The organism is Flavobacterium sp. KMS, from assembly GCF_000813005.1.
Lineage (GTDB): Bacteria > Bacteroidota > Bacteroidia > Flavobacteriales > Flavobacteriaceae > Flavobacterium.
This window is the reverse complement of sequence record NZ_JSYP01000001.1, coordinates 373,261-398,768: the sequence shown is the minus strand read 5'-3', so window position 1 is coordinate 398,768 and position 25,508 is coordinate 373,261. Positions and strand designations below refer to the sequence as shown.

Sequence of the window (25,508 nt, the reverse complement as noted above, 5' to 3'; positions counted from 1 at the left end):
AGTTTTCAAGAGCTTGGTTTTACTTGTTATTTTAAGAAATTATTATGATGTTTGCGGCATACTAATTCAAAATTTAAAAAATGAAACTAAAGTTTAACGGATTCTTAGTGCTACTGGTAGTACTTATGACGCAACTCACCATTGCGCAAGAAAGAACTGTTTCTGGAATTGTTTCCGATAATGCAGGAATGCCTTTGCCAGGTGTAAGTGTATTAGTTAAAGGAACACAATCGGGAACTCAAACTGATTTTGATGGAAAATATTCTATCAAAGCAACTCCAAGCCAAGTCTTGGTATTTAGTTATATTGGGATGAAATCTCAAGAAGTTACAGCTAGTTCAGCTACAGTAAATGCTAAGTTAGCAAGTTCATCAGTCGAACTTGAGGGCGTTGTAGTAACTGCATTAGGGATTAAAAGAGAGAAAAAATCTTTAGGTTATGCTTCACAAGAGATCAAAGGTGCTGATTTAAATTCAGGTGCTGCAAGTGGAAACTTTCTTAATGAGCTTTCTGGTAAGGCAGCTGGTGTAAACATCAGAAAAAATACCAACTTTGGAGGTTCTACAAACGTAGTATCCAGAGGGGTTAAAAACCTTACAGGAGATAACCAAATGCTTATCGTTATTGATGGTATGCCAATTAATAATGCTAACACTAACTCAAGTGTAGGTAAACAAACAGAAGGTGCTCGTAATACATATGATTACGGAAATGCAGCGATGGATATTAACCCAGATGATATTGAGACTTTAAATATCCTGAAAGGTGCTGCAGCTGCTGCATTATACGGATGGCAAGCTGGAAATGGGGTAATCATGATTACGACCAAAAAAGGAAAAGCAAAAAAAGGAATGGGAGTTACCATTTCAAGTGAATTCACTGTAGGTACAGTTGATAAAAAAACTTTCCCTGTTTACCAAAACAAATACGGACAAGGCTATGGACCTACTTATGATAAAGATGGTAACCCTAAAGGAATTCCAGTGGGACCAACAGGAGCATTCTTTACTATAGATAGTAATGGAAATCAAGTTGCTACTACAACTGATGATGCTTCTTACGGTGTTGCTTTTGACCCAAATCTTTCTGTTTATCAGTGGGATGCTTATTCTATATACTCTCCAAATTATGGAAAGAAAACAACATGGAAAGCTGCTGATAATGGACCAATTACATTTTTTCAATCAGCTACAACATTCAATAATTCTATCTCTATAGAGGATGGTACGGAGAAAACTAATTATGTTTTAAACTACAATAACTATAAAGAAAATGGGATTTTACCAAATAGTGAATTGAAGAAAAACAATGTAAGTATTAAAATTAATCATAAGTTCACAGATAGATTATCTGCTAATGTATTTGCTAATTATATGGCACAAACTACAGTTGGTAGAAATACAACCGGATATGGAGGAGATAACATTATGGGATCATTCCGTCAGTGGTGGGCTACCAATGCTGATATAAAAGCTCAAAAGGAAGTTTATGAAAATTCAGGAGGACAAAATATATCTTGGAATATGGCTGATCCTGCTAATGGTAATACTAGTGCTAAGTATGCAGATAATCCTTATTTTACAAGATATAAAAATTACCAATCTGATGAGAGAAATCGCTTCTTAGGATATGTTCAATTAGATTATAAAATAGCCGATTGGTTATCAGCAACAGGAAAAGTGAGTACAGATAGCTATTCTGAATTACGTGAAGAAAGAAAAGCAGTTGGTTCTCTAAATGCTACATTTGGAATAAACAGATTAGCTGTAGGTTCAGGATATCAAAAATATGCAGGTATGTTTTCTGAGCAAAATTACCAACTTACTTTAAATTTTAATAAAAAACTTACAGAAGACATTTCATTAAATGGTTTAGCAGGACTTAACTCTTTAAGAACAAGACGTACTTCTACACTTGCTTCTACAGATGGAGGTCTTATTATTCCGGGAATTTATGCCTTATCAAACTCAGTAAATCCTTCTCCATATCCAGTAGAAGCAGAAGACAATTCAGGAGTTAATAGTGCTTATGCTTCTGTTTCTTTAGGTTATAAAGACTTTTTATTCTTAGATGGAACGGTACGTAATGATGTATTCTCTACATTACCAAAAGGAAGTAACTCAGTAAATACATTCTCTACTTCTGCTAGTTATGTGTTTACTAAACATCTTAATGTACCATGGGTAAATTTTGGTAAATTAAGAGCTAGTTATGCTGAAAACCCTCAAGGAAATATCGATTTGTATTCTTTACAGAATATTTTTAGTAAAACGAACAATTTCGGTTCAAACCCATTATATTCTAGACCAAATATAAGTGCTAATCCAGATTTACATACTGTAAAAACCAAATCGGAAGAGATTGGTTTAGAGATGCAATTCTTTGATAGAAGAGCTGGATTTGAGGTGAGTGTTTATAAAAGTTTAAGTTCTGATCAAATCTTCCCTGTAGATTATTCTACTTCAACAGGATATTCTTCAAGATATGCAAATGCGGGATCTGTTGAGAATAAAGGTATTGAGGTACAGTTTAATTTAACTCCTGTTAAATTGAAAGATTTTCAATGGGATGTTTTTGTAAACTGGTCTAAAAATGAGAATACAGTTAAAGATTTAGCTCCAGGAATTGAGACATTAACATTAGGAACTTTTCAAGGTGGAGTTAGTATAATTGCAAAACCAGGTAACGCTTATGGTGATATCATTGGTAAAGATTATGTATATGCTGCCGATGGACAAAAAGTTACTAAAGGAGGAACTTATTTAATGACAGAGTCAGTTACTAATGTTATCGGAAATGTTACTCCAGACTGGATTGGTGGAATTCGTAATAAATTTACTTACAAACAAGTTTCATTAGGTTTCTTAATTGACATGCAAAAAGGAGGAGATATTTTCTCTCTAGATCAATACTACGGGCAAAACTCTGGTTTATATGAATCAACTGCAGGATTTAATGAGTTAGGAAATCCAGTAAGAAATACATTAGCTAATGGAGGTGGAGTTATACTTCCAGGAGTAAATGTAGATGGTACTCCTAATACAACTAGAACACCAGCTCCAGAAGTTGCAGGTGGTATTTATGGATATACTAAAAATCCACAGAAAGCTTTTGTATATGATGCTAGTTATATTAAATTAAGAGAAGTAACTCTTACATATAGTTTCCCATCAACATTGGTTTCTAAATTGAATTTAACTGATTTAAGACTTTCTTTAATAGGTTCTAACTTATGGATAATTCATAAAAATCTTCCAGATGCAGATCCAGAAAGTGGTCTTAGTTCAGGTAACTTATCTTCAGGTTACTCAGGAGGTTCACTACCTACAACAAGAAATATTGGTTGTAACCTAACATTAAAATTCTAAATCATGAAAAAAATACTTCTATTAATATCTTTTGTTAGTATCACTATCTCATGTAGTACTGATATTACAGATATGAACGTTGATCCTAAAAGACCAACTGCCACTAAACCAGAATATATGTTTACTAATGCTCAAAAGGGATTAGTAGATCAAATGTCAAGTACGAGTGTGAATTTAAACGTTTTTAGATTATTTGCTCAACAATGGGCTGAAACTACTTACCCTAACGAAAGTCAATATGATCTTTCGGCTAGAAAAATTCCAGATAATCATTTTCGTGTTTTGTACAGAGATGTATTAGCGGATTTTTATGATGCTAAAGGGATGATTAAAGGGCAGGTTACTGAAACAGAAGAAGCTGCTATTATTAAACAAAATAAATTAGCACTTATTGATATTTTAGAAGCTTATACATATAGTATTTTGGTAGATACTTTTGGTAATGTTCCTTACTCTCAAGTTGGAGATATCGTAACGTATCCTTTACCAGCTTATGATGATGCAAAAACAATTTACAAAGACCTTGTAGCAAGATTGACTGCAGATGTACTAGTATTGAAAAAGAATGCTGCAACTCCTAATTTTGGTAGTGCCGATATTATTTATGCAGGAGATGCAGCTAGTAATGGAAAATGGGTGAAATTTGCAAATTCATTAATTGTAAAATTAGCAGTGAATATTTCAGATGTAGAACCAGCTTATGCTACTACTCAAATTCAGGCAGCTCTTGTTTCAGGTGTAATGACTGAAAATAAGGATAATACTAAATTAGTGTATTTGTCTACGTCAGGTAACCAAAACCCTTTATATGCAGATTTAGTTGTAAGTAAAAGAGATGATTTTATTCCAGCTGAAACTTTTGTAGAAGCAATGGATGCTGTAGTTCCTGGTGGAGATCCAAGGATGACGAAATATTTTGTTAATGCTACAAAACCAGTTCCGGTTATTCCTCCGGGAAGAACGTTTGTAGGAGGTACTTATGGTGAGGCTAACGTTTTTGCAACGTATTCGCACATAACTGCTACATTAAATAATCCAGCATATCCAGGTACTATATTTGATTATTCTGAATTACAATTCTTATTAGCAGAAGCAGCTGAGAAAAACTTAATTCCAGGTGGTTCGGCTCAAGCCAAAATTCACTATGATGCAGGAATAACGGCTTCAATGACTGAGTGGGGAGTACCAGCAGCTAGTATTACAACTTATTTAAGTCAACCTAAAGTAAGTTATACAAATCCATTAAGTGGAGCAACTTGGCAAGAGAAAATTGGGATGCAAGCTTGGTTTGCTCTTTATAACAGAGGTTTTGAAGCATGGACTTCATACAGAAGGTTAGATTTTCCAAAATTAAAATCACCTACTACTGCTATAAATAAAAATATATTGACTGTTCCAGTAAGATATACATATCCAGGAGTTGAGCAATCAGTAAATGGTACAAATTATACTAAAGCTGCCAGTGATATTGGTGGTGATTTAATGAATACTAAAATATTCTGGGATAAATTCTAGTCTTGATTATAATAAATCAAGGATAGATTTAGTAGAATAAACAATAAATATTTTGAGTTTTTAGAGCCCCGATTGCATTTTTGTAATCGGGGTTCTTGCATAAAATAGGATTCATTGCGTTTTTATATTAATCTATTGTGTTTTTTTATTTATACGTTTTTATAATTTACCTTTGCCACACTAAAATAGTCAAAAATAATATCTATATATAACCCTTTCAAATGAGAATTCTCTTTTTAATTTATCTTTTAGTACTACCCACACTATTGTTTTCTCAGGTAAAACCATTAGACATGAATGGAGAACATCGTGGTCTTAATGATACTATAAAAGCCAAAAAGAAAGTTGCAAGAATAGATCAATACCGGTATATAACGCTGGAACGTGATACAACTTACGTAGATACATCGCTTACAATTCAAAATGAATACAATCATAATTATTTACGAAAGGATAATTTTGGACTTTTGCCATTTTCTAATATCGGGCAAACATACAATACATTACAATATAGCTTAACAAGCTTTACTCCTTATCCAGAAATGGGATTCAAAGCCAAACATTTTAACTTTCTAGAAGCTAATGATGTTAAGTACTACTCGGTTGCAACACCATTAACCGAATTGTATTTTAAATCTACGATTAATAAAGGGCAGACATTAGATTCTTTTATAACCTTGAATCTATCAGAACGATTTAATGTGTCCGCAGAATATAAGGGATTAAGGTCTGAGGGTAATTATATCAATCAACTGTCGAGTACAGGGAATTTTAAATTTACAACAAGTTATAGCACAAAAAAAGGACAGTATCATATTAATGCGCATTATACCTACCAAGATGTTTCGAATGAAGAAAATGGAGGGATAACAACGCCTGAGGATTTTGAAAGTGGTGATCCAGATTTTAAAAACCGACAAAGGCTGGAAGTGTATTTAACAGATGCAAAATCGTTTTTAAAAGGTAAGCGACTGTTTTTTGATCACGCATACAGAATAAATGAAACAGAAGGAAATAATAATTTGTATGTAACGCACCAGTTTAATTATGAAAATAAATTTTTCGAATACTATCAGCCAACAGTTTTATCAAGAGTAGGTAATGAAAATGTACTTCGATTTGGAAATTCGTATGTAACAAGTAATATCAATGATCAATCTCATTATAATAAAATGTATAATAAGGTAGGAGTTGCTTATGAAAATGTATTATTAGGGAAATTTCATTTTTTTGTAGATGATTTTAGAAGTAATTCGTATTATGGAAGAGTTTTGCTTTTTGATGATGGAACAATTATCCCTAGTTCATTAAGTCAGGATATTAATAGTTTTGGAGGACAATATGAATATCAAAAAAATAAATGGAACGGAAGATTTTTATATTCAAGATCAATAACAAGTCAGTCGCTTTCGGATTTAGAAGCAAAGCTTAAATATGATTTTAGCGATAAGATTAAATTTTTATTTGAGTATCAAAACATAAACAAACTACCTAATAATAACTATAATTTATACCAAAGTAGTTATGTAGAGTATAACTGGTCGAAAAATTTTAAAAACGAAAAAATTAATTCATTAAGTGCTAGCGCTATTACACCATGGGTTAATATGTCATTTCAATATTCAGTTTTGAATGACCATTTGTATTTTGAGGATCAATCAACAGCTGCCGAAGCTGCTTTAAAAACACAAATTATAAGACCAGCACAATATAGTAATACAATTAATTATCTAGAGGTAAAGGCAAGTAAAGAATTTAAATTTGGCCGATTTGCATTAGATAATACCGTTTTATACCAAAAAGTAGATCAAACAGATGCTATTTTGAATGTGCCAGAAATTGTTACAAGAAATACATTGTACTACACAAATTATTTCTTTAAGAAAGCACTTTACTTACAAACAGGAATTGTGTTTAATTATTTTACCAGCTATTATGGTAATGATTATAATCCTGTAATTGGTGAATTTTTTGTTCAAAATAAGAAAGAAATCGGAAATTATCCGAACTTTGACTTTTTTATAAACGCCAGAATTAGACAAACTCGAATCTTTTTAAAAGCAGAGCATTTTAATTCATCGTTTTCGAGTAGTAATTACTATTCCGCACCTAATAATCCATATCGTGATTTTGTTATCCGATTTGGTTTAGTTTGGAATTTCTTCCAATAAAATTAATTAATAACAATGGGAATAAGACCGTATAATTTCCAAATTTAATATAATGAATTACTCAAAAAATATTTTAGAAACAATTGGCAACACACCGTTAGTCAAACTAAATAAAACCGTAGCAGGAATTGATGCATTGGTTTTAGCAAAAGTAGAAACTTTTAACCCAGGAAATTCTGTTAAGGATAGAATGGCTGTAAAAATGGTTGAAGATGCCGAAGCAGATGGGCGCTTAAAGCCTGGAGGAACTATTATCGAAGGAACCTCAGGAAATACAGGAATGGGACTGGCTTTGGTTGCAATTATAAAAGGATACAAACTTATTTGTGTAATCTCGGATAAGCAATCAAAAGAAAAAATGGACATCTTGCGTGCAGTAGGCGCAAAAGTAGTAGTTTGTCCAACAGATGTGGAGCCAACAGATCCACGTTCTTATTATTCTGTTTCAAAAAGATTAGCAGAAGAAACCCCAAATTCATGGTATGTAAATCAATATGATAACCCATCAAATGCATTGGCACATTATGAGCAAACAGGACCAGAAATTTGGGAACAAACAGATGGAAAAATAACTCATTTTGTAGTTGGAGTAGGAACAGGAGGAACAATTTCTGGAGTAGCAAAATACTTAAAAGAAAAGAACCCAAATATCAAAATTTGGGGAATAGATACATATGGTTCAGTTTTTAAAAAATACCATGAAACAGGTATTTTTGATGAAAACGAAATTTATTCATACATCACCGAAGGAATTGGAGAAGATATTTTGCCTAAAAATGTTGACTTTTCATTGATAGATGGATTTACAAAAGTAACGGATAAAGATGCAGCAGTTTATACAAGAAAAATTGCACTCGAAGAAGGAATTTTTGTAGGGAATTCAGCAGGAGCTTGTATAAAAGGATTGTTGCAGCTAAAAGAACATTTTACAAAAGACGATGTCGTTGTAGTGCTTTTTCATGACTCAGGAAGCCGTTATGTAGGTAAAATGTTTAATGATGATTGGATGCGTGAGCGTGGTTTTCTAGAAGAGAATGTTACAAAAGCTGAAGATGTTATAAAAGATCATTTAGACAAGCAATTAATAGTTGTACGTACCGAAGAATTGGTTTCGCACGCTATTGAAAGAATGCGTAAATATAAAATTTCGCAAATTCCTGTAGTAGATATTACTGGATTTGTAGGTTCGGTAGATGAGACAGACTTATTTAGAAGTTATGTAGCCGATAAAAATGTAGCCGAAAAACCGATTAAAGAAGTGATGGGGAAACCATTCCCTATTGTAAAACTAGGGACTCCGATAGAAGAAGTTTCGAAATTGTTTACAAAAGAAAATGATGCAGTTTTAGTAGATTTAGAAAACGGAAACCATCATATTATAACAAAATACGATATTATAGGTTCTATAAAATAGGACATAATTCAAAACAAATTAAAATGCCACAAATCTAGCGAGAAAGCTCGTTGAGTTTGTGGCATTTTTAGCTTATAAATTTAGTATAATGACTTTTACCGCCATAGATTTTGAAACAGCTACAGGATATCATCCTTGTTCAGTAGGTATAGTTACTGTAGAGAATGGAGTTATAGTAGACGAGTTTGTTACTTTAATCAAGCCACCTAATAACGAATATTCACCATTTACAATTAGAGTACATGGTATTTATCCAAGAGATACAGTAAATGCAAAATCATTTGCTCAAGTATATCCGGAAATCAAGAAACGTTTAGAAAATAGAATCGTGGTTGCCCATAATGAAAGCTTTGATCGCAATGTTTTAGCAAAGTCTATGGAATTGTGCGGATTAAGCTATGAAGATTTAAATATCGCTTCACGCTGGGAATGCACAGTTAAGATATATAAAGCCAAAGGGCTAAAACCTGCCAAATTAAGCGATTGCTGTCGCGAAATGAAAATTCAGCTCAACCATCACGAAGCATTATCAGATGCTAGGGCATGTGCTAAATTATATTTATTGAAGTAATTTTCTTTCATTTTTAGCTTTTTTTGAATTACATTAGTCAATCTTTAAATGGCTAAAAAAATGAAAGAAGATTTTTTGCATTACCTATGGAAGTATAAAAAGTTTGATACTTTAAATCTAAGAACGTATAATAATGAAGAACTTACCATTATTAATGTAGGACAGTATCTGGAATTGGCTGGTCCTGATTTTTTTAATGCCCAAGTTATAATAGGAAATCAAAAATGGGCAGGAAATATTGAAATACACCTAAAATCTTCTGATTGGTATTTGCATCATCATGAAAAAGATAAAGCGTACGAAAATGTAATTCTTCATGTAGTTTGGGAGCATGATAGTGAAATTTTTAATAGAAACAATCTAGAAATCCCTGTCTTGATTTTAAAAAACTACGTTTCAGAAGAAATTATTAAAAACTATAAAACCTTAATTGCGCCTAAATCTTGGATTTTTTGCGAAAAAGAAATTAAAGATATTGATAGTTTTTCATTCATAAATTGGCAAGAACGTTTGTTTTTTGAAAGATTAGAGCGTAAATCACAGCCTATTTATGATTTGCTGGAATTAACAAATAATGATTGGGAAGCAGTAATGTTTTGCTTTTTAGCTAAAAACTTTGGCTTAAATATCAACGGAAATTCCTTTTTAGAGATAGCCCTATCTATTCCCTTTACAATAATTAGAAAAGAAAGCTTTGAAGTTGAAAATTTAGAAGCCTTGCTTTTTGGAAATGCAGGCTTATTAGATATTGAAAAAGAGGATAATTATTTTAAAGATTTAAAATTCAGATATTTTTATCTGTTACATAAATACCAACTAGAGAAAAATTACATAGAGCCTGTGCAGTTTTTTAAACTCAGACCAGATAATTTTCCAACAATTCGCCTTTCGCAATTAGCTAATTTATATCATAAACATCAGAATTTATTTTCTAAGATTATTACTTTAAAATCGGTTAAAGAAATTTATGATTTACTTTTAGTTTCCGTTGCACCATATTGGCAAAACCACTATCAGTTTGATAAAATAAGCCCTGTAAAGACGAAGAAAACGGCACAAACATTTGTCGATTTACTTATCGTAAATACGATTATTCCGATGCAATTTGCTTATGCTAAAAAACAAGGAGAGGCCGTTTCAGAAGACTTAATTGCACTTTTAAACGAAATTAAACCAGAAAAAAACACTGTTATAGATAAGTTTAAATTGTTTAAAATTAATGCTCAAAATGCTTTTGAAACTCAATCATTATTACAACTAAAAAATGAATACTGTAATAAAAGCAGATGTCTTGATTGTGTTGTAGGGATGGAATTGCTAAAGGGTAATTAGAAAGTTAGAGAATGAGATAATTGTAAAATTAGGTAATTGTTTTATTTTGTACTTTTGTCAATCAATTATCAAATATATGTCAGCAATTATTAAGCTTAAATTCTTTTTTGAAAAATACGGCTTTCATGTTTCTTCTAGGCTAGCCGATAAATTAGGAATGCGAGTTACAAGTGTTCGTTTGTTTTTTATATACATATCCTTTGTTACTGCTGGATTGTGGTTTGGAGTATATTTAACACTAGCATTCTGGATTAGATTAAAAGATTTAGTTCGTGCTAAAAGAACTTCTGTTTTTGATTTGTAAATTCATTTTATTCCATAAAAAAAGGGATTATAAAGTAACTTACTTTATAATCCCTTTTTTTGTATTGAGAGATATATTATTTATCAGGATTGTTTAATTTACTGTTTTTCTTACCGTAAGTAAAGTAAATAACAACACCTAGTGCCATCCAGATAACAAGTCTTATCCAGCTTTCATTTGGTAAAGAATACATCAATGCCAAACAAATTACAATTCCGGCAATTGGTACAAAAGGAACTAATGGAGTTCTGAAAGATCTAGGAGCATCCGGTAATTTTTTACGCATTACCATAACGCCAATACATACTAATACAAAGGCCAATAAAGTACCAATACTTACCATATGACCCAAGTCACTTACAGGAACAAATCCAGCAAATAAACTTACAAATACTAAGAAGAAAAGATTAGTTTTCCAAGGAGTACGGAATTTAGAGTGAATTTCACTAAAGAATTTAGGTAACAATCCGTCTTTGCTCATAGTATAAAACACACGGCTTTGTCCCATTAACATAACCAATATTACCGAAGTATATCCAGCTAAAATCGCAATGATTAAACCAGTTTGTAAAAAAGTATATCCAGTTTTTGCAAATGCAGTTGCAGCAGGTTTAGCATCACCAGCAAACTCATAATAAGGCACAAGACCAGTCATTACGTGAGCAAATAAAACATATAGTACAGTACAGATTACCAAAGAACCTAAAATACCAATTGGCATTCCTTTTTGAGGATTTTTAGCTTCTTGAGCAGCAGTAGATACAGCGTCAAAACCAATAAAAGCAAAAAATACAGTTCCAGCTCCAGCAGCAATACCAGACCAGCCAAATTCACCAAAAACACCAGTGTTTTTAGGGATATATGGAGTATAGTTAGCATTGTCAATAAAGCTCCATCCTAATACGATGAAAACAATTACAACCGCTACTTTTAAAATAACTAAGAAATTGTTTATAGATGCCGATTCTTTAGTACCTCTTATTAATAATAAAGAAAGTAATGAAACGATAATAATAGCAGGAAGGTTAATTATTCCTCCTTCAATAATAGTTCCGTCACTTAGTTTTAATGTTTCCCAGGGAGAACAAATTAAATTATGCGGAAGATGAATATTATATTTATTAAGTAATTCGAGTAAATAACGCGACCAACTTACACCGACCGTTGCGGCTCCTAATGCATATTCTAAAACTAAATCCCAACCTATAATCCATGCCATAAATTCACCCATAGTTGCATAAGAGTAAGTGTAAGCACTACCTGCAACAGGTATCATTGAAGCAAATTCTGCGTAACAAAGACCTGCAAAAGCACATCCTATAGCAGCTAGAATGAAGGATAATGTAACTGCTGGTCCAGCGTGTTCAGCTGCAGCAATTCCAGTTAATGAAAATAATCCGGCTCCAATAATTGCACCTACTCCTAGCGCCACTAATGACCCTGAAGATAAGGTTCTTTTTAAGCCTTTTTCAGATTCGGAAGCTTCATTAAGCAATACCGAAAGTGGTTTAGTTTTCCAAATTGACATATATTATTTTGGTTAATTGTTATTAAGCTCCAAATGTATTCTTTTTTATAAAAAATAAAAACAATTAGTGCATTTTAAGTTATAAAATAATTAAAACTCTGCGAAATTGTTTGTTAATCGGATATTTTGCTTTGCAAGATATTTAAATTGTTTTGTATTTGGCGATAAAATTTTAAATATTTTCCTACGAAAATAAAGTTTTTTGATATAACTTACAGCCCCAAGTTAAATTAAGCTTTAATCAAAAATGAATTCTAGAAAAATTGCTCCTTACTTTAAGTTTAGTCGAGAACAACGAATCGGTATTTTTTTTCTATTTGCAATCATCATCATTTTGCAGTTAGTTTACTTTTTTGCAGATTTTAGCTCCCCATCACAGTTTTTTCCCGAAAAAGAAAAATGGATGTCTTTACAAAGCGAAATAGATTCGATTAAAACTGCAGATAATAATAGAGAAGAAAAAGTTTATTTATTCAATCCTAATTTTATTACAGATTACAAAGGATATAAACTAGGCATGTCAGTAGAGGAAATAGATAGATTATTAGCTTTTCGTAAAGAGAATAAATATGTTAATTCTCCCAAGGAGTTTCAGGATGTAACAAAAATTTCAGATTCATTATTAAATGTAATGACTCCGTATTTTAAATTTCCAGATTGGGTAAACAATAAGAAAGAAACAAAAGAATATAAAAATTACCCCAATCAGAAGATATTCCCTAAAAAGGAAAAAATTATTCAGGTAGATATTAATAGTGCTACTCAAGAAGATTTGATTAAAGTCTCAGGGATAGGAGAAGTTCTTTCTTTGCGAATTTTAAAACAGAAAGAAAGTTATGGTTATTTTGTCTCTATGGAACAACTTGATGATATTTGGGGACTTTCGCCAGAAGTTATTTCAAATTTAAATAGTCATTTTAAAATTTCAGAACTCACTAATTTCAAGAAAATAGCCATAAATGATGCGTCTTTAAAAGAGCTGGCGCTCTTTCCTTATTTCCGATATGCGCTGGCAAAACAAATCGTCACCTATCGAAGTATGAACGGAAATATAAAGAATATTGAGGATTTGATAAAAATTAAGGGCTTTCCTGTTGAAAAAGCAAAAATAATTGGTTTATATTTGGAGTTCTAAAAATATACTAATGAATTTTGATTATAACGAAACGCAGTCTATGATTGCTCAGTCCATAAAAGAATTTGCTGAAAAAAACATCCGTCCATATATAATGGAGTGGGATGAAGCGCAAACATTTCCAATCTCCCTATTCAAAGAATTAGGAGCAATGGGTTTTATGGGAGTTCTGGTTCCAGAAGAATATGGAGGGTCAGGATTAGGTTATCATGAATATATAACCATTATTGAAGAAATTTCAAAAGTTGATCCATCTATAGGATTATCGGTTGCTGCTCATAATTCATTATGTACAAATCATATCTTGACATTTGGTAACGAAGAACAAAAGAAAAAATGGCTTCCTAAATTAGCCACAGCAGAACATATTGGTGCTTGGGGGTTAACTGAGCATAATACAGGTTCAGATGCTGGAGGAATGAATACAACTGCGGTAAAAGATGGAGATCATTGGGTAGTAAATGGAGCGAAGAACTTCATTACCCATGGTAAATCAGGAGATATTGCAGTAGTAATTGTACGTACAGGCGAAAAAGGAGATTCTCGCGGAATGACAGCTTTTGTATTCGAGAAAGGAATGCCAGGATTTACATCAGGAAAAAAAGAAAATAAATTAGGAATGCGTGCCAGCGAAACGGCAGAATTGGTTTTTGATAATTGCCGAATTCCAGACGCAAACCGTTTAGGAAATGTTGGAGAAGGATTTATACAATCTATGAAAATCCTTGACGGAGGACGAATCTCAATTGGAGCATTATCCCTAGGAATTGCAAAAGGGGCATATGAAGCAGCTTTAAAATATTCAAAAGAAAGATACCAGTTTGGGCAACCGATTAGTAGTTTTCAGGGAATTTCGTTTAAGTTGGCAGATATGGTAACCGAAATCGAAGCTTCAGAATTGTTATTGCACAAAGCAGCATTTTTAAAGCAACAACATAGACCAGTAACCACAATGGGAGCAATGGCTAAAATGTATGCTTCAGAGGTATGTGTGAAAGTGGCTAATGAAGCGGTTCAAATTCATGGAGGTTACGGATATACAAAAGATTTTCCAGTAGAGAAATTCTACAGAGATTCAAAGTTGTGTACTATCGGAGAAGGAACTACCGAAATTCAGAAATTAGTTATTTCAAGAAATATTCTAAAAGACTAATTATATAATATGGGCGTGCCCACAAAAAAAGAAGCCATTCACTTTACGTTGAGTGGCTTCTTTTTTTGAGGTCGGGCTTTCCGCTATAATCTTTTTTGTTCTAAAAGAAAGAACAAAAAAGGATTTCCGCTGCAATCCCTCACGCAACTCTCCATTGCGATTAAGATACGTAAAAAGAGATACGTAAAAAGAGATACGTAAAAAGAGATACGTAAAAAGAGATACGTGAAAAGAGATATGTGAAAAGAGATATGTGAAAAGGGATTCGTAAAATGTGAAAAGATTAAATTAAAGAATTGTATTGATGTTGTTACTCACGTCTTAATATGTTTCACGTTTTAGATTTTACATCTCGCTTCTCTCAATAAACATATTGTAAAAAAATAATTCGTAATTTATAACTCGTAATTGGAAATAATGTTTACTTTTGCATACTTAACGAAAGGGGGTGTCAATATTATGTTAATTATACCAATTAAAGACGGAGAAAATATCGATAGAGCATTAAAGCGCTATAAAAGAAAATTTGATAAAACAGGAACTGTTCGTCAGTTAAGAGCACGTACTGCTTTTATTAAGCCATCTGTAAAAAATAGAATCAAAATTCAAAAAGCTGCTTACATTCAAAACATGAAAGACAACTTGGAGAGTTAGATAAAATCTGTATTCAAATAAATGCCGTTAGTCATCAAAATTTTATAACTTTGATGCTAACGGTTTTTTTTATTTTATGAAAACAAATAAACAAGCATTTCAGGAATATCTTCAGTTGGAGAAAAAATACTCTCCGCATACCCTGAATGCTTATATGAACGATATCGTTTCTTTTGAGTCGTTTAATAAGCTTCATTTTGAACAGGAAAATATTGATCAGGTAAATTATAGTCAGATTAGGTCTTGGATTGTTTCGCTTGTAGATAGTAATGTGTCTAATGTTTCTGTTAATCGCAAAATGGCTTCTTTAAAAGCGTTTTATAAATTTCTTTTAAAAATCAAACAAATAGAAGTTAATCCAATGCTGAAACATAAAGCGTTGAAAACTCCTAAAACAATACAGATTCCTTTTTCTGAAAAAGAATTGATTGATTTGATGAGTCAAATGGGGAATTCTGTAGGTTTTGAAGAAGTGAGGAATAAATTGATAGTCGATTTGTTTTATACTACAGGTATACGTAGGGCAGAATTAATCGGGTTGCAGGTAAATAATGTCGATTCGTCGGCTTGTACTATTAAAGTGTTGGGTAAGCGTAATAAAGAGCGTGTTATTCCTGTTTTGCCTGTAATTACCGAACAGTTTTTGTTGTATGTAAAAGAGCGCGAAAGTGTTGAAAATATTATTGATAAAGATTATTTTTTTATTACTAAAAAAGGGTTAAAATTAAATGAAACCTTTGTGTATCGATTAATAAATTCATACTTTAGTAAAGTCTCCGAAAAAGTGAAAAAAAGTCCTCATGTTCTCCGCCATACATTTGCGACTCACTTATTAAATAACGGGGCCGATTTAAATTCAGTCAAGGAATTGTTAGGACATTCAAGTTTGGCATCTACACAAGTGTATACTCATAGCAGTTTAACTGCTCTTAAAAAAGTATATACCGATGCACATCCTAGGAATAAATAAGAATTCTGAAATGTTTAATTCTAAAATAATTATTATGAAGGTAGATGTTCATGCGGTTAACTTTACTGTTGACAGAAAATTAGTAGATTTCGTTCAAGAGAGAATGGATAAGTTAGAAAAGTATTACGACAGGGTAGTGTCGGCAGATGTTTTTTTAAAAGTTGAAAAAACCAGTGATAAAGAGAATAAAATTGCTGAGATAAAAATCAATGTTCCTGGTGATGATTTTTTGGTAAAAAAACAGTGTAAAACTTTTGAAGAGGCTGTTGAGCTTTCGGCGGAATCACTTGAACGATTGTTAGTAAAAAGGAAAGAAAAGGTAAGAACACATATTTAATGTAAATTTTTTTCAAAAAAAGTTTTGATACAAAGATAAAATAGCTACATTTGCAGTCCGTTAGAAATAGCGGACTTTTTTATTGAAATTGCCAGCGTAGCTCAGTTGGCTAGAGCAGCTGATTTGTAATCAGCAGGTCGTGGGTTCGAGTCCCTCCGCCGGCTCAAAATGTTTCAAATGCGATTTGAAATAGGTCATGCAAATATTGATAAAAAAATGGGGAGATACTCAAGCGGCCAACGAGGGCAGACTGTAAATCTGCTGTGTGAACTTCGCAGGTTCGAATCCTGCTCTCCCCACAATTTTGATTTCAGATTAATGATCTCAGAATTTAGATTTCTGAAAGAGAAAATGAATTTGATTCAGTTTTTGTTTTTAATCTAAAATCAAGAGTCTAAAATTAAAAATTGAAACTCTGCCGGTGTAGCTCAGGGGTAGAGTGCTTCCTTGGTAAGGAAGAGGTCTCGGGTTCAATTCCCGACATTGGCTCAAGTAAGTAGGAAATTGAAAATTAATATATAACTAAGATTAAAAATTAAGTAAAATGGCAAAGGAGAATTTTAATCGTTCCAAACCGCACTTAAACATAGGTACAATTGGACACGTGGATCACGGAAAAACTACATTAACTGCAGCAATCACTAAAGTATTGTCTGATGCAGGTTACTGTCAAGCAAAATCGTTTGATCAAATCGACAACGCTCCAGAGGAGAAAGAAAGAGGTATTACAATTAATACATCACACGTTGAGTACGAAACTGCTAACCGTCACTACGCTCACGTTGACTGTCCTGGTCACGCGGATTACGTAAAGAACATGGTTACTGGAGCTGCTCAAATGGATGGTGCTATTCTTGTTGTTGCTGCTACAGATGGTCCAATGCCACAAACTCGTGAGCATATCTTATTAGGTCGTCAGGTTGGTATTCCAAGAATCGTTGTTTTTATGAACAAAGTGGATATGGTTGATGATGCTGAGTTGTTAGAGCTAGTTGAAATGGAAATTAGAGATTTATTATCTTTCTACGAGTATGATGGAGATAATGGTCCTGTTGTTCAAGGTTCTGCTTTAGGAGGATTGAATAATGATCCTGCTTGGGTTCCTAAAATTCTTGAATTGATGGAAGCTGTTGATGCTTGGATCGAAGAGCCAATCAGAGACGTTGCAAAACCTTTCTTGATGCCAGTTGAAGATGTATTCTCTATTACAGGTCGTGGAACTGTTGCTACAGGGCGTATCGAAACTGGAGTTGCTAATACAGGAGATCCTGTTGAAATCATTGGTATGGGAGCTGAAAAATTAACTTCTACTATTACAGGAGTTGAGATGTTCCGTAAAATCCTTGATAGAGGTGAAGCTGGAGATAACGTAGGTATTCTTTTAAGAGGTATTCAAAAAGAAGACATCAAAAGAGGAATGGTTATTTGTAAGCCAGGTTCAGTTAAACCACACGCTAAATTTAAAGCTGAGGTTTATATCTTGAAAAAAGAAGAAGGTGGTCGTCACACACCATTCCACAATAACTACCGTCCACAATTTTATGTTCGTACAACAGATGTAACTGGAGTTATTATGTTGCCAACGGGTGTAGAGATGGTTATGCCAGGAGACAACTTAACTATTGATGTTACTTTGTTAAGCCCAATCGCATTAAACGTAGGTTTACGTTTTGCTATCCGTGAAGGTGGTAGAACTGTAGGTGCAGGTCAGGTAACTGAGATTGTAGAGTAATTCTATAAAACAAATATAAAACCAGTAGCGGCTTCGCTGCTACTGGTTTTTTTTAATAAACGGGCGTAGTTCAAGGGTAGAATAGCGGTCTCCAAAACCGTTGATGGGGGTTCGAATCCCTCCGCCCGTGCAATAATAAATATATCATGACAAAAGTTGTTAATTACATATCAGAAGCATTCGAGGAATTGAAGTCAAATGTGACTTGGCCAGCTTGGGCAGAAGTACAACGATTGACAATTGTAGTAGCTGTATTTTCAGTTTTATTCGCTTTGGCAACTTGGGGAGTAGATGAATTTTTTGCAAAAGCATTGGCTGGATTTTTTAACTGGATAAAAGCGTAATTTTTTTGTAATGGCAGATAATAATGTGAAAAAGTGGTATGTCGTTCGAGCAGTAAGCGGACAAGAGAATAAAGTCAAAGCTTACATCGAAACTGAAATTGCCAGATTAGGTATGGGTGATTATGTCTCTCAGGTTTTAGTTCCTACTGAAAAAGTTGTAACTGTAAAAGAGGGAAAAAAAATAGCTAAGGATAAAGTATATTTTCCTGGATATGTTATGATCGAAGCCAATTTAGTTGGTGAAATACCTCATATTATTAAATCAATAACTAGTGTAATTGGTTTTTTAGGCGAAATTAAAGGTGGTGAGCCTGTTCCGCTTAGATTATCAGAGGTAAATAGAATGCTAGGTAAGGTAGATGAGCTGGCTGTTAATACAGATACGCGTTCAATTCCTTTTAACCTAGGAGAAACAATTAAGGTAATTGATGGACCTTTCAACGGTTTCAATGGAACAGTTGAAAAAATCAATGAAGAAAAGCGTAAACTAGAAGTAATGGTTAAGATTTTCGGAAGAAAAACTCCATTAGAGTTAAGTTTTATGCAAGTAGAAAAAGTATAATTTTTGTTACATCTATAATAACCACTACAATTGCTTCCAATAATTGCAGTGTTAAATTTTTTAAAAAATGGCTAAAGAAATTAGTAAGGTAGTTAAACTACAAGTTAAGGGAGGTGCTGCGAATCCGTCGCCACCGGTTGGACCTGCTTTAGGAGCTGCTGGGGTTAATATCATGGAGTTCTGTAAGCAATTTAATGCTAGAACACAAGATAAACCTGGCAAAATATGCCCAGTACAAATTACTGTGTATAAAGACAAATCATTTGATTTTGTTGTAAAAACTCCTCCAGCAGCAGTTCAGTTAATGGAAGCTGCAAAGCTAAAATCTGGTTCAGGAGAGCCTAATCGTAAAAAAGTAGCTAGTGTTACTTGGGAACAAATTAGAGCTATTGCTGAAGACAAGATGCCAGACTTAAATGCATTCACTATGGAGTCTGCAATGAGTATGGTCGCTGGAACAGCTAGATCTATGGGTATAACTGTATCAGGAGATTCTCCTTTTTAATTAAGAGAAAGACATGGCAAAATTGACAAAAAAGCAAAAAGAGGCTGCTTCAAAAATTGAAAAGAACAAACTATACTCTTTGAAAGATGCAGCTGCATTAATTAAAGTTATAGCTTCTGCAAAATTTGATGAGTCTGTTGATATCGCAGTGCGTTTGGGTGTAGATCCAAGAAAAGCGAATCAAATGGTTAGAGGTGTAGTAACATTACCTCACGGAACTGGTAAAGATGTAAAAGTATTAGCATTAGTTACTCCAGACAAAGAAGCAGAAGCTTTAGCAGCAGGAGCAGACTATGTAGGTCTTGATGATTATTTACAAAAAATAAAAGATGGTTGGACAGATGTTGATGTTATCATCACTATGCCAGCTGTAATGGGTAAATTAGGTCCATTAGGTCGTATTTTAGGACCTAGAGGTTTAATGCCAAACCCTAAAACAGGTACTGTAACTATGGATGTTGCAAAAGCTGTTCAAGAGGTTAAAGCTGGTAAAATTGACTTTAAAGTTGATAAAACTGGTATCGTGCACGCAGGAATTGGTAAAGTTTCTTTTGGAGCTGAACAAATTTATGACAACGCACACGAAATTATTCAAACATTAATCAAACTTAAACCAACTGCTGCTAAAGGTACCTACATTAAAGGTATTCACCTTACAAGCACTATGAGTCCTGCAATTGCATTGGACCCTAAAGCAGTATAATTGGTAGTTAATAATTTTTAGTATGACTAGAGAAGAAAAATCAATCGCGATTGAAGATTTAACTGCACAGTTAGCTGGTACAAATATTATTTATGTATCTGATATTTCTGGATTAAACGCAGAAACAACTTCAAACTTGAGAAGAGCTTGTTTTAAAGCAGGTATTAAATTAGAGGTTGTTAAAAATACTTTGCTTGCAAAAGCAATGGAAGCTTCTGCGAATGACTATGGTGATTTACCTTCAGTATTGACAGGAAATAGCGCTATATTTATTTCAGATGTTGCAAATGCACCTGGAAAAATTATCAAAGATTTCCGTAAGAAATCTGATAAACCAGTTTTAAAAGGAGCTTATATTAATTCAGAAGTTTACATTGGAGATGATCAATTAGATGCGTTAGCAACTATCAAATCTAAAGAAGAACTTCTTGGAGAACTTATTGGATTACTTCAATCTCCAGCTCAAAGAGTTATCTCTGCTTTACAAAACCAATTCGCAAACAGCGAAGAGGCAGAAGCATAATAACTATAAATGCGAGGGAGCTTATTTCCTTGCTGCTTAAATAGCGCACAATAAATAATTATATTTTACAAATCATTTTAAACGATAGAAAAAATGGCAGATTTGAAACAATTCGCAGAACAATTAGTTAACCTAACAGTTAAAGAAGTTAACGAATTAGCAACAATATTAAAAGACGAGTATGGTATTGAGCCTGCTGCTGCAGCTGTTGTAGTTGCTGCTGGTGGTGATGTAGCTGCTGAAGAAGCACAAACTGAATTTACAGTTGTATTAAAAGAAGCTGGTGCTTCTAAATTAGCTGTAGTTAAATTGGTAAAAGAACTTACAGGTTTAGGTCTTAAAGAAGCTAAAGATGTAGTTGATAGTGCTCCAAGTAACGTTAAAGAAGGTGTTTCTAAAGAAGAGGCTGAAGGTCTTAAAAAATCATTAGAAGAAGCTGGAGCTGTAGTTGAGCTTAAATAATTCAACTCAGTTTTAAGAACTAGGTTTAGGTCTTGAGTTATCTCAATGGCCTAAACCATTTTTCGTATAATAAAATATAACAAGTTTTATTATCAAATAGTTTAAAATACGAAAAAGTTTTTGATCAATACGAAGAAAAAAAATTAAACAGAATTGTGTCAGTTTATTTTTAAAGATGTATTGATTATAATAAGAAAGTATAGATTAAACAGTGTGTTTTTACACAAAAAATTACTTTTTTTTAATCAAAATTTTGTCCATTGATGATAACAAATCAGACTGAAAGATTGAATTTTGCCTCTACAAAAAATATTCCTGTATATCCAGATTTCCTAGATGTTCAGGTTAAATCTTTTAAAGATTTTTTTCAATTAGAAACTAAATCTGACGAAAGAGGCAACGAAGGGTTGTACAACACCTTCATGGAAAACTTTCCAATCACAGATACAAGAAATAACTTTGTATTGGAGTTCCTAGATTATTTTGTTGATCCACCACGTTATACAATTCAAGAATGTATAGAGAGAGGTCTTACTTATAGTGTGCCCTTAAAAGCTAGGTTAAAACTATATTGTACTGATCCAGAACACGAAGATTTTGAAACTATTGTACAAGATGTTTATCTTGGAACAATACCTTATATGACTCCAAGCGGTACTTTTGTTATCAATGGTGCTGAGCGTGTAGTAGTATCTCAATTACACCGTTCTCCAGGGGTTTTCTTTGGTCAATCATTCCACGCAAATGGAACAAAACTTTATTCTGCCAGAGTAATTCCTTTTAAAGGTTCTTGGATAGAATTTTCTACAGATATCAATAGTGTAATGTACGCTTATATCGATAGAAAGAAAAAATTACCTGTTACAACTTTATTCCGTGCAATTGGATTCGAAAGAGATAAGGATATCCTTGAAATTTTCGACCTTGCTGAAGAAATTAAAGTTTCTAAAACAGGAATTAAAAAATATATTGGAAGAAGACTTGCTGCACGTGTATTAAACACTTGGCACGAGGATTTCGTAGATGAAGATACTGGTGAGGTAGTTTCTATCGAACGTAACGAAATCATCCTTGATAGAGATACTATTATCGACAAAGATAATGTTGAAGAAATCATCGATTCTAACGTTAAATCTATTTTGTTACATAAAGAGGATAATAATCAAGCAGATTATGCTATTATCCACAATACATTACAAAAAGATCCAACAAACTCTGAAAAAGAAGCTGTTGAGCACATTTACCGTCAGTTGCGTAACGCAGAACCGCCTGATGAGGAAACTGCTCGTGGTATTATAGATAAATTGTTCTTCTCTGATCAACGTTATAACTTAGGTGAAGTTGGTCGTTATAGAATGAACAAAAAACTTGGTTTAGATATCCCAATGGAAAAGCAAGTGCTTACCAAAGAAGATATCATTACCATTGTAAAATATTTGATCGAGTTAATCAACTCTAAAGCAGAGATTGATGATATTGATCACTTATCAAACCGTCGTGTTAGAACAGTTGGAGAACAATTGTCTCAACAATTCGGTGTTGGTTTAGCGCGTATGGCTAGAACTATTCGTGAGAGAATGAACGTTAGAGATAACGAGGTGTTTACACCAATTGATTTGATTAATGCTAAAACATTATCATCAGTTATTAACTCTTTCTTTGGTACTAACCAGTTATCTCAATTTATGGATCAAACGAATCCACTAGCTGAGATTACGCACAAGAGAAGATTATCTGCACTTGGACCTGGTGGACTTTCTAGAGAAAGAGCTGGTTTCGAGGTACGTGACGTTCACTATACGCATTACGGACGTTTATGTCCAATTGAAACTCCAGAGGGACCAAACATTGGTTTGATTTCATCTCTTGGTGTTTATGCTAAAGTTAACGGAATGGGATTCATCGAAACACCTTACCGTAAAGTAACTAACGGTGTTGTAGATCTTGAAACTACTCCAGTATATTTAAGTGCTGAAGAAGAAGAAGGAATGATGATTGCACAAGCAAACATCGAAATGGATGCAACAGGAAAAATTATTGCTGATAACGTAATTGCGCGTCAGGAAGGTGATTTCCCAGTAATCGAACCAACTCAGGTAGATTATACAGACGTTGCTCCAAATCAAATTGCTTCTATTTCTGCATCTTTGATTCCTTTCTTAGAGCATGATGATGCGAATAGAGCCTTGATGGGATCAAACATGATGCGTCAGGCAGTACCTTTAATTCGCCCTGAAGCTCCTATTGTAGGAACAGGTTTAGAGCGTCAAGTTGCGTCTGATTCTAGAGTATTGATTAATGCTGAAGGTGATGGAACAGTAGAATATGTTGATGCAAACATCATTACTATTAAATACGATCGTTCTGAAGAAGAAAGAATGGTTAGTTTTGAGTCTGATGAAAAAACATATAATCTAATTAAATTTAGAAAAACCAATCAAGGAACAAGTATTAACTTGAAACCAATCGTTAAGAAAGGTGATAGAGTTGCACTTGGTCAAGTATTGTCAGAAGGATATGCTACACAAAATGGAGAATTAGCTTTAGGTCGTAACCTAAAAGTTGCGTTCATGCCATGGAAAGGATATAACTTTGAGGATGCGATTGTAATTTCTGAAAAAGTAGTTCGTGATGATATCTTTACGTCAATTCACGTAGATGATTATTCATTAGAAGTTAGAGATACAAAATTAGGTAACGAAGAGTTAACTAATGATATTCCTAACGTTTCTGAAGAAGCTACTAAAGATTTAGATGAAAACGGTATGATTAGAATTGGAGCAGAGGTTAAGCCTGGCGACATTCTTATCGGAAAAATTACTCCAAAAGGAGAATCAGATCCTACTCCTGAAGAGAAATTGCTTCGTGCAATCTTCGGTGATAAAGCAGGTGATGTTAAAGATGCTTCATTAAAAGCTTCTCCTTCTTTACATGGTGTAGTTCTTGACAAAAAATTATTTGCAAGAGCCGTAAAAGATAAACGTAAACGTACACAAGATAAAGATGCTTTAGGCGCTTTAGAAATGGAATTTGAAACTAAATTTGTTGAATTAAAAGACAGATTGGTTGAAAAATTATTCTTGATCGTTAACGGTAAAACATCTCAAGGTGTAATGAATGATTTGGGTGAAGAAGTTTTACCAAAAGGTAAAAAATATACTCAAAAAATGCTTTATGCTGTTGAAGATTTTGCTCACTTAAGTAAAGGTCAATGGGTTGCTGATGATGCTACTAATAAAATGGTTAATGATTTAATTCATAACTATAAAATTAAGCTGAATGACTTACAAGGATCTTTAAGAAGAGAGAAATTCACTATTACTGTTGGAGATGAATTACCAGCTGGAATCTTGAAATTAGCAAAAATTTATATTGCTAAAAAACGTAAGTTGAAAGTAGGGGATAAAATGGCAGGACGTCACGGTAACAAAGGTATTGTTGCAAGAATCGTTCGTCATGAAGATATGCCTTTCCTTGAAGACGGAACACCTGTAGATATCGTATTGAATCCACTTGGGGTACCATCTCGTATGAACATTGGTCAGATTTATGAAACGGTTTTAGGTTGGGCTGGACAAAATTTAGGTAGAAAATTTGCTACTCCAATTTTTGATGGTGCTACTTTAGATCAAATCAATGAATTGACTGACGAAGCAGGAATACCAAGATTCGGTCATACATATTTATATGATGGAGGAACTGGAGAACGTTTCCACCAAAGAGCAACTGTAGGTGTAATTTACATGTTGAAATTAGGACACATGGTAGATGATAAGATGCACGCACGTTCTATCGGACCATACTCGTTGATTACTCAACAACCACTTGGAGGTAAAGCTCAATTTGGAGGTCAGCGTTTTGGAGAGATGGAGGTTTGGGCACTTGAGGCTTATGGAGCATCAAGTACACTACGTGAAATCTTAACTGTTAAATCGGATGACGTTATTGGTAGAGCTAAAACTTACGAAGCAATCGTTAAGGGAGAGTCTATGCCAGAACCAGGTTTACCAGAATCATTCAATGTATTGATGCACGAATTGAAAGGTCTAGGACTTGATATTCGTCTAGAAGAATAAATATAAGTTATCAGTCACAGTCTCAGTATTCAGTTCAACGCTGAAAACTGGGACTGAAACTGTTTACCAGAATTAAAGTTTTTAAGATTTATACCCGTAACCCGTTCCGATTTTTTATAATAATGCAAGGCATTTTATAACTAGCGCTT

The 25,508-nt window shown here is 33.4% G+C and carries 21 protein-coding genes and 4 tRNA genes; 24 read left to right on the top strand and 1 reads right to left on the bottom strand.

Going from position 1 to position 25,508, the window contains the following annotated elements; translation table 11 throughout:
- Positions 1-80: 80 nt before the first annotated feature.
- The 7 genes from OA93_RS01715 (at position 81) to OA93_RS01685 (ending at position 10,675) form a co-directional block, all read left to right on the top strand.
- Positions 81-3,368, top strand: a complete 3,288-nt coding sequence (locus tag OA93_RS01715; protein WP_039111394.1) for a SusC/RagA family TonB-linked outer membrane protein — start codon at positions 81-83, stop codon at positions 3,366-3,368.
- Positions 3,369-3,371: 3 nt separating this feature from the next.
- On the top strand, positions 3,372-4,883 hold the full coding sequence (locus OA93_RS01710; RefSeq protein ID WP_039111393.1) for a SusD/RagB family nutrient-binding outer membrane lipoprotein: 1,512 nt from the start codon (positions 3,372-3,374) through the stop codon (positions 4,881-4,883).
- Positions 4,884-5,104: 221 nt separating this feature from the next.
- On the top strand, positions 5,105-7,054 hold the full coding sequence (locus OA93_RS01705; RefSeq protein WP_039111392.1) for a putative porin: 1,950 nt from the start codon (positions 5,105-5,107) through the stop codon (positions 7,052-7,054).
- Between the two features lie 52 nt (positions 7,055-7,106).
- Positions 7,107-8,468 carry a pyridoxal-phosphate dependent enzyme gene (locus tag OA93_RS01700; RefSeq protein WP_039111390.1) on the top strand — a complete coding sequence of 454 codons (1,362 nt, stop codon included), beginning with the start codon at positions 7,107-7,109 and terminating at the stop codon, positions 8,466-8,468.
- An 88-nt stretch (positions 8,469-8,556) separates the two neighbouring features.
- Entirely contained in the window at positions 8,557-9,039 is a 483-nt protein-coding gene (locus tag OA93_RS01695; protein WP_039111389.1) for a 3'-5' exonuclease, read from the top strand.
- A gap of 60 nt (positions 9,040-9,099) precedes the next feature.
- Positions 9,100-10,371: a DUF2851 family protein gene (locus OA93_RS01690; protein ID WP_039111587.1), complete on the top strand. Its 1,272-nt coding sequence runs from the start codon at positions 9,100-9,102 to the stop codon at positions 10,369-10,371.
- A 76-nt stretch (positions 10,372-10,447) separates the two neighbouring features.
- Positions 10,448-10,675, top strand: a complete 228-nt coding sequence (locus OA93_RS01685) for a hypothetical protein (RefSeq protein WP_035619202.1) — start codon at positions 10,448-10,450, stop codon at positions 10,673-10,675.
- A 76-nt stretch (positions 10,676-10,751) separates the two neighbouring features.
- Here OA93_RS01685 and OA93_RS01680 read toward each other — a convergent pair whose 3' ends face one another.
- Positions 10,752-12,203: an amino acid permease gene (locus tag OA93_RS01680; protein ID WP_039111388.1), complete on the bottom strand. Its 1,452-nt coding sequence runs from the start codon at positions 12,201-12,203 to the stop codon at positions 10,752-10,754.
- Positions 12,204-12,450: 247 nt separating this feature from the next.
- Between OA93_RS01680 and OA93_RS01675 the strand changes: the two genes are divergently transcribed.
- The 17 genes from OA93_RS01675 (at position 12,451) to rpoB (ending at position 25,359) form a co-directional block, all read left to right on the top strand.
- Complete coding sequence (locus OA93_RS01675) at positions 12,451-13,338, top strand: helix-hairpin-helix domain-containing protein (RefSeq protein WP_039111385.1); 888 nt, start codon at positions 12,451-12,453, stop codon at positions 13,336-13,338.
- A 10-nt stretch (positions 13,339-13,348) separates the two neighbouring features.
- Positions 13,349-14,491, top strand: coding sequence for an acyl-CoA dehydrogenase family protein (locus OA93_RS01670; RefSeq protein WP_039111384.1), 1,143 nt, complete (start codon positions 13,349-13,351; stop codon positions 14,489-14,491).
- Between the two features lie 459 nt (positions 14,492-14,950).
- Complete coding sequence (gene rpsU, locus OA93_RS01665; protein ID WP_039111382.1) at positions 14,951-15,145, top strand: 30S ribosomal protein S21; 195 nt, start codon at positions 14,951-14,953, stop codon at positions 15,143-15,145.
- A 76-nt stretch (positions 15,146-15,221) separates the two neighbouring features.
- On the top strand, positions 15,222-16,115 hold the full coding sequence (locus OA93_RS01660) for a tyrosine-type recombinase/integrase (protein ID WP_039111381.1): 894 nt from the start codon (positions 15,222-15,224) through the stop codon (positions 16,113-16,115).
- A 34-nt stretch (positions 16,116-16,149) separates the two neighbouring features.
- The gene (raiA, locus tag OA93_RS01655; protein ID WP_035619362.1) at positions 16,150-16,452 is read left to right on the top strand and encodes a ribosome-associated translation inhibitor RaiA; all 303 of its coding nucleotides are present in this window, start codon (positions 16,150-16,152) and stop codon (positions 16,450-16,452) included.
- Between the two features lie 90 nt (positions 16,453-16,542).
- Positions 16,543-16,616 (top strand) — tRNA-Thr (locus OA93_RS01650).
- 54 nt (positions 16,617-16,670) lie between these two features.
- A tRNA-Tyr gene (locus tag OA93_RS01645) sits at positions 16,671-16,751 on the top strand.
- A gap of 118 nt (positions 16,752-16,869) precedes the next feature.
- Positions 16,870-16,941 (top strand) — tRNA-Thr (locus OA93_RS01640).
- A gap of 55 nt (positions 16,942-16,996) precedes the next feature.
- Positions 16,997-18,184: an elongation factor Tu gene (gene tuf, locus OA93_RS01635; protein WP_039111379.1), complete on the top strand. Its 1,188-nt coding sequence runs from the start codon at positions 16,997-16,999 to the stop codon at positions 18,182-18,184.
- A gap of 59 nt (positions 18,185-18,243) precedes the next feature.
- Positions 18,244-18,314, top strand: a tRNA-Trp gene (locus OA93_RS01630).
- A 16-nt stretch (positions 18,315-18,330) separates the two neighbouring features.
- Positions 18,331-18,528, top strand: coding sequence for a preprotein translocase subunit SecE (gene secE, locus OA93_RS01625; RefSeq protein WP_035619188.1), 198 nt, complete (start codon positions 18,331-18,333; stop codon positions 18,526-18,528).
- 10 nt (positions 18,529-18,538) lie between these two features.
- Positions 18,539-19,090: a transcription termination/antitermination protein NusG gene (gene nusG, locus OA93_RS01620; RefSeq protein WP_039111377.1), complete on the top strand. Its 552-nt coding sequence runs from the start codon at positions 18,539-18,541 to the stop codon at positions 19,088-19,090.
- 67 nt (positions 19,091-19,157) lie between these two features.
- On the top strand, positions 19,158-19,595 hold the full coding sequence (rplK, locus tag OA93_RS01615) for a 50S ribosomal protein L11 (RefSeq protein WP_035619182.1): 438 nt from the start codon (positions 19,158-19,160) through the stop codon (positions 19,593-19,595).
- Positions 19,596-19,608: 13 nt separating this feature from the next.
- Positions 19,609-20,298: a 50S ribosomal protein L1 gene (gene rplA / locus OA93_RS01610; protein ID WP_039111376.1), complete on the top strand. Its 690-nt coding sequence runs from the start codon at positions 19,609-19,611 to the stop codon at positions 20,296-20,298.
- A gap of 22 nt (positions 20,299-20,320) precedes the next feature.
- Positions 20,321-20,821, top strand: coding sequence for a 50S ribosomal protein L10 (gene rplJ, locus OA93_RS01605; protein ID WP_039111374.1), 501 nt, complete (start codon positions 20,321-20,323; stop codon positions 20,819-20,821).
- 93 nt (positions 20,822-20,914) lie between these two features.
- Positions 20,915-21,283 (top strand): 50S ribosomal protein L7/L12, encoded by a 369-nt coding sequence (gene rplL, locus OA93_RS01600; RefSeq protein ID WP_039111372.1) that lies wholly within the window; start codon positions 20,915-20,917, stop codon positions 21,281-21,283.
- Between the two features lie 263 nt (positions 21,284-21,546).
- Positions 21,547-25,359 (top strand): DNA-directed RNA polymerase subunit beta, encoded by a 3,813-nt coding sequence (rpoB, locus tag OA93_RS01595; RefSeq protein WP_039111370.1) that lies wholly within the window; start codon positions 21,547-21,549, stop codon positions 25,357-25,359.
- The last annotated feature ends 149 nt before the right edge of the window (positions 25,360-25,508 follow it).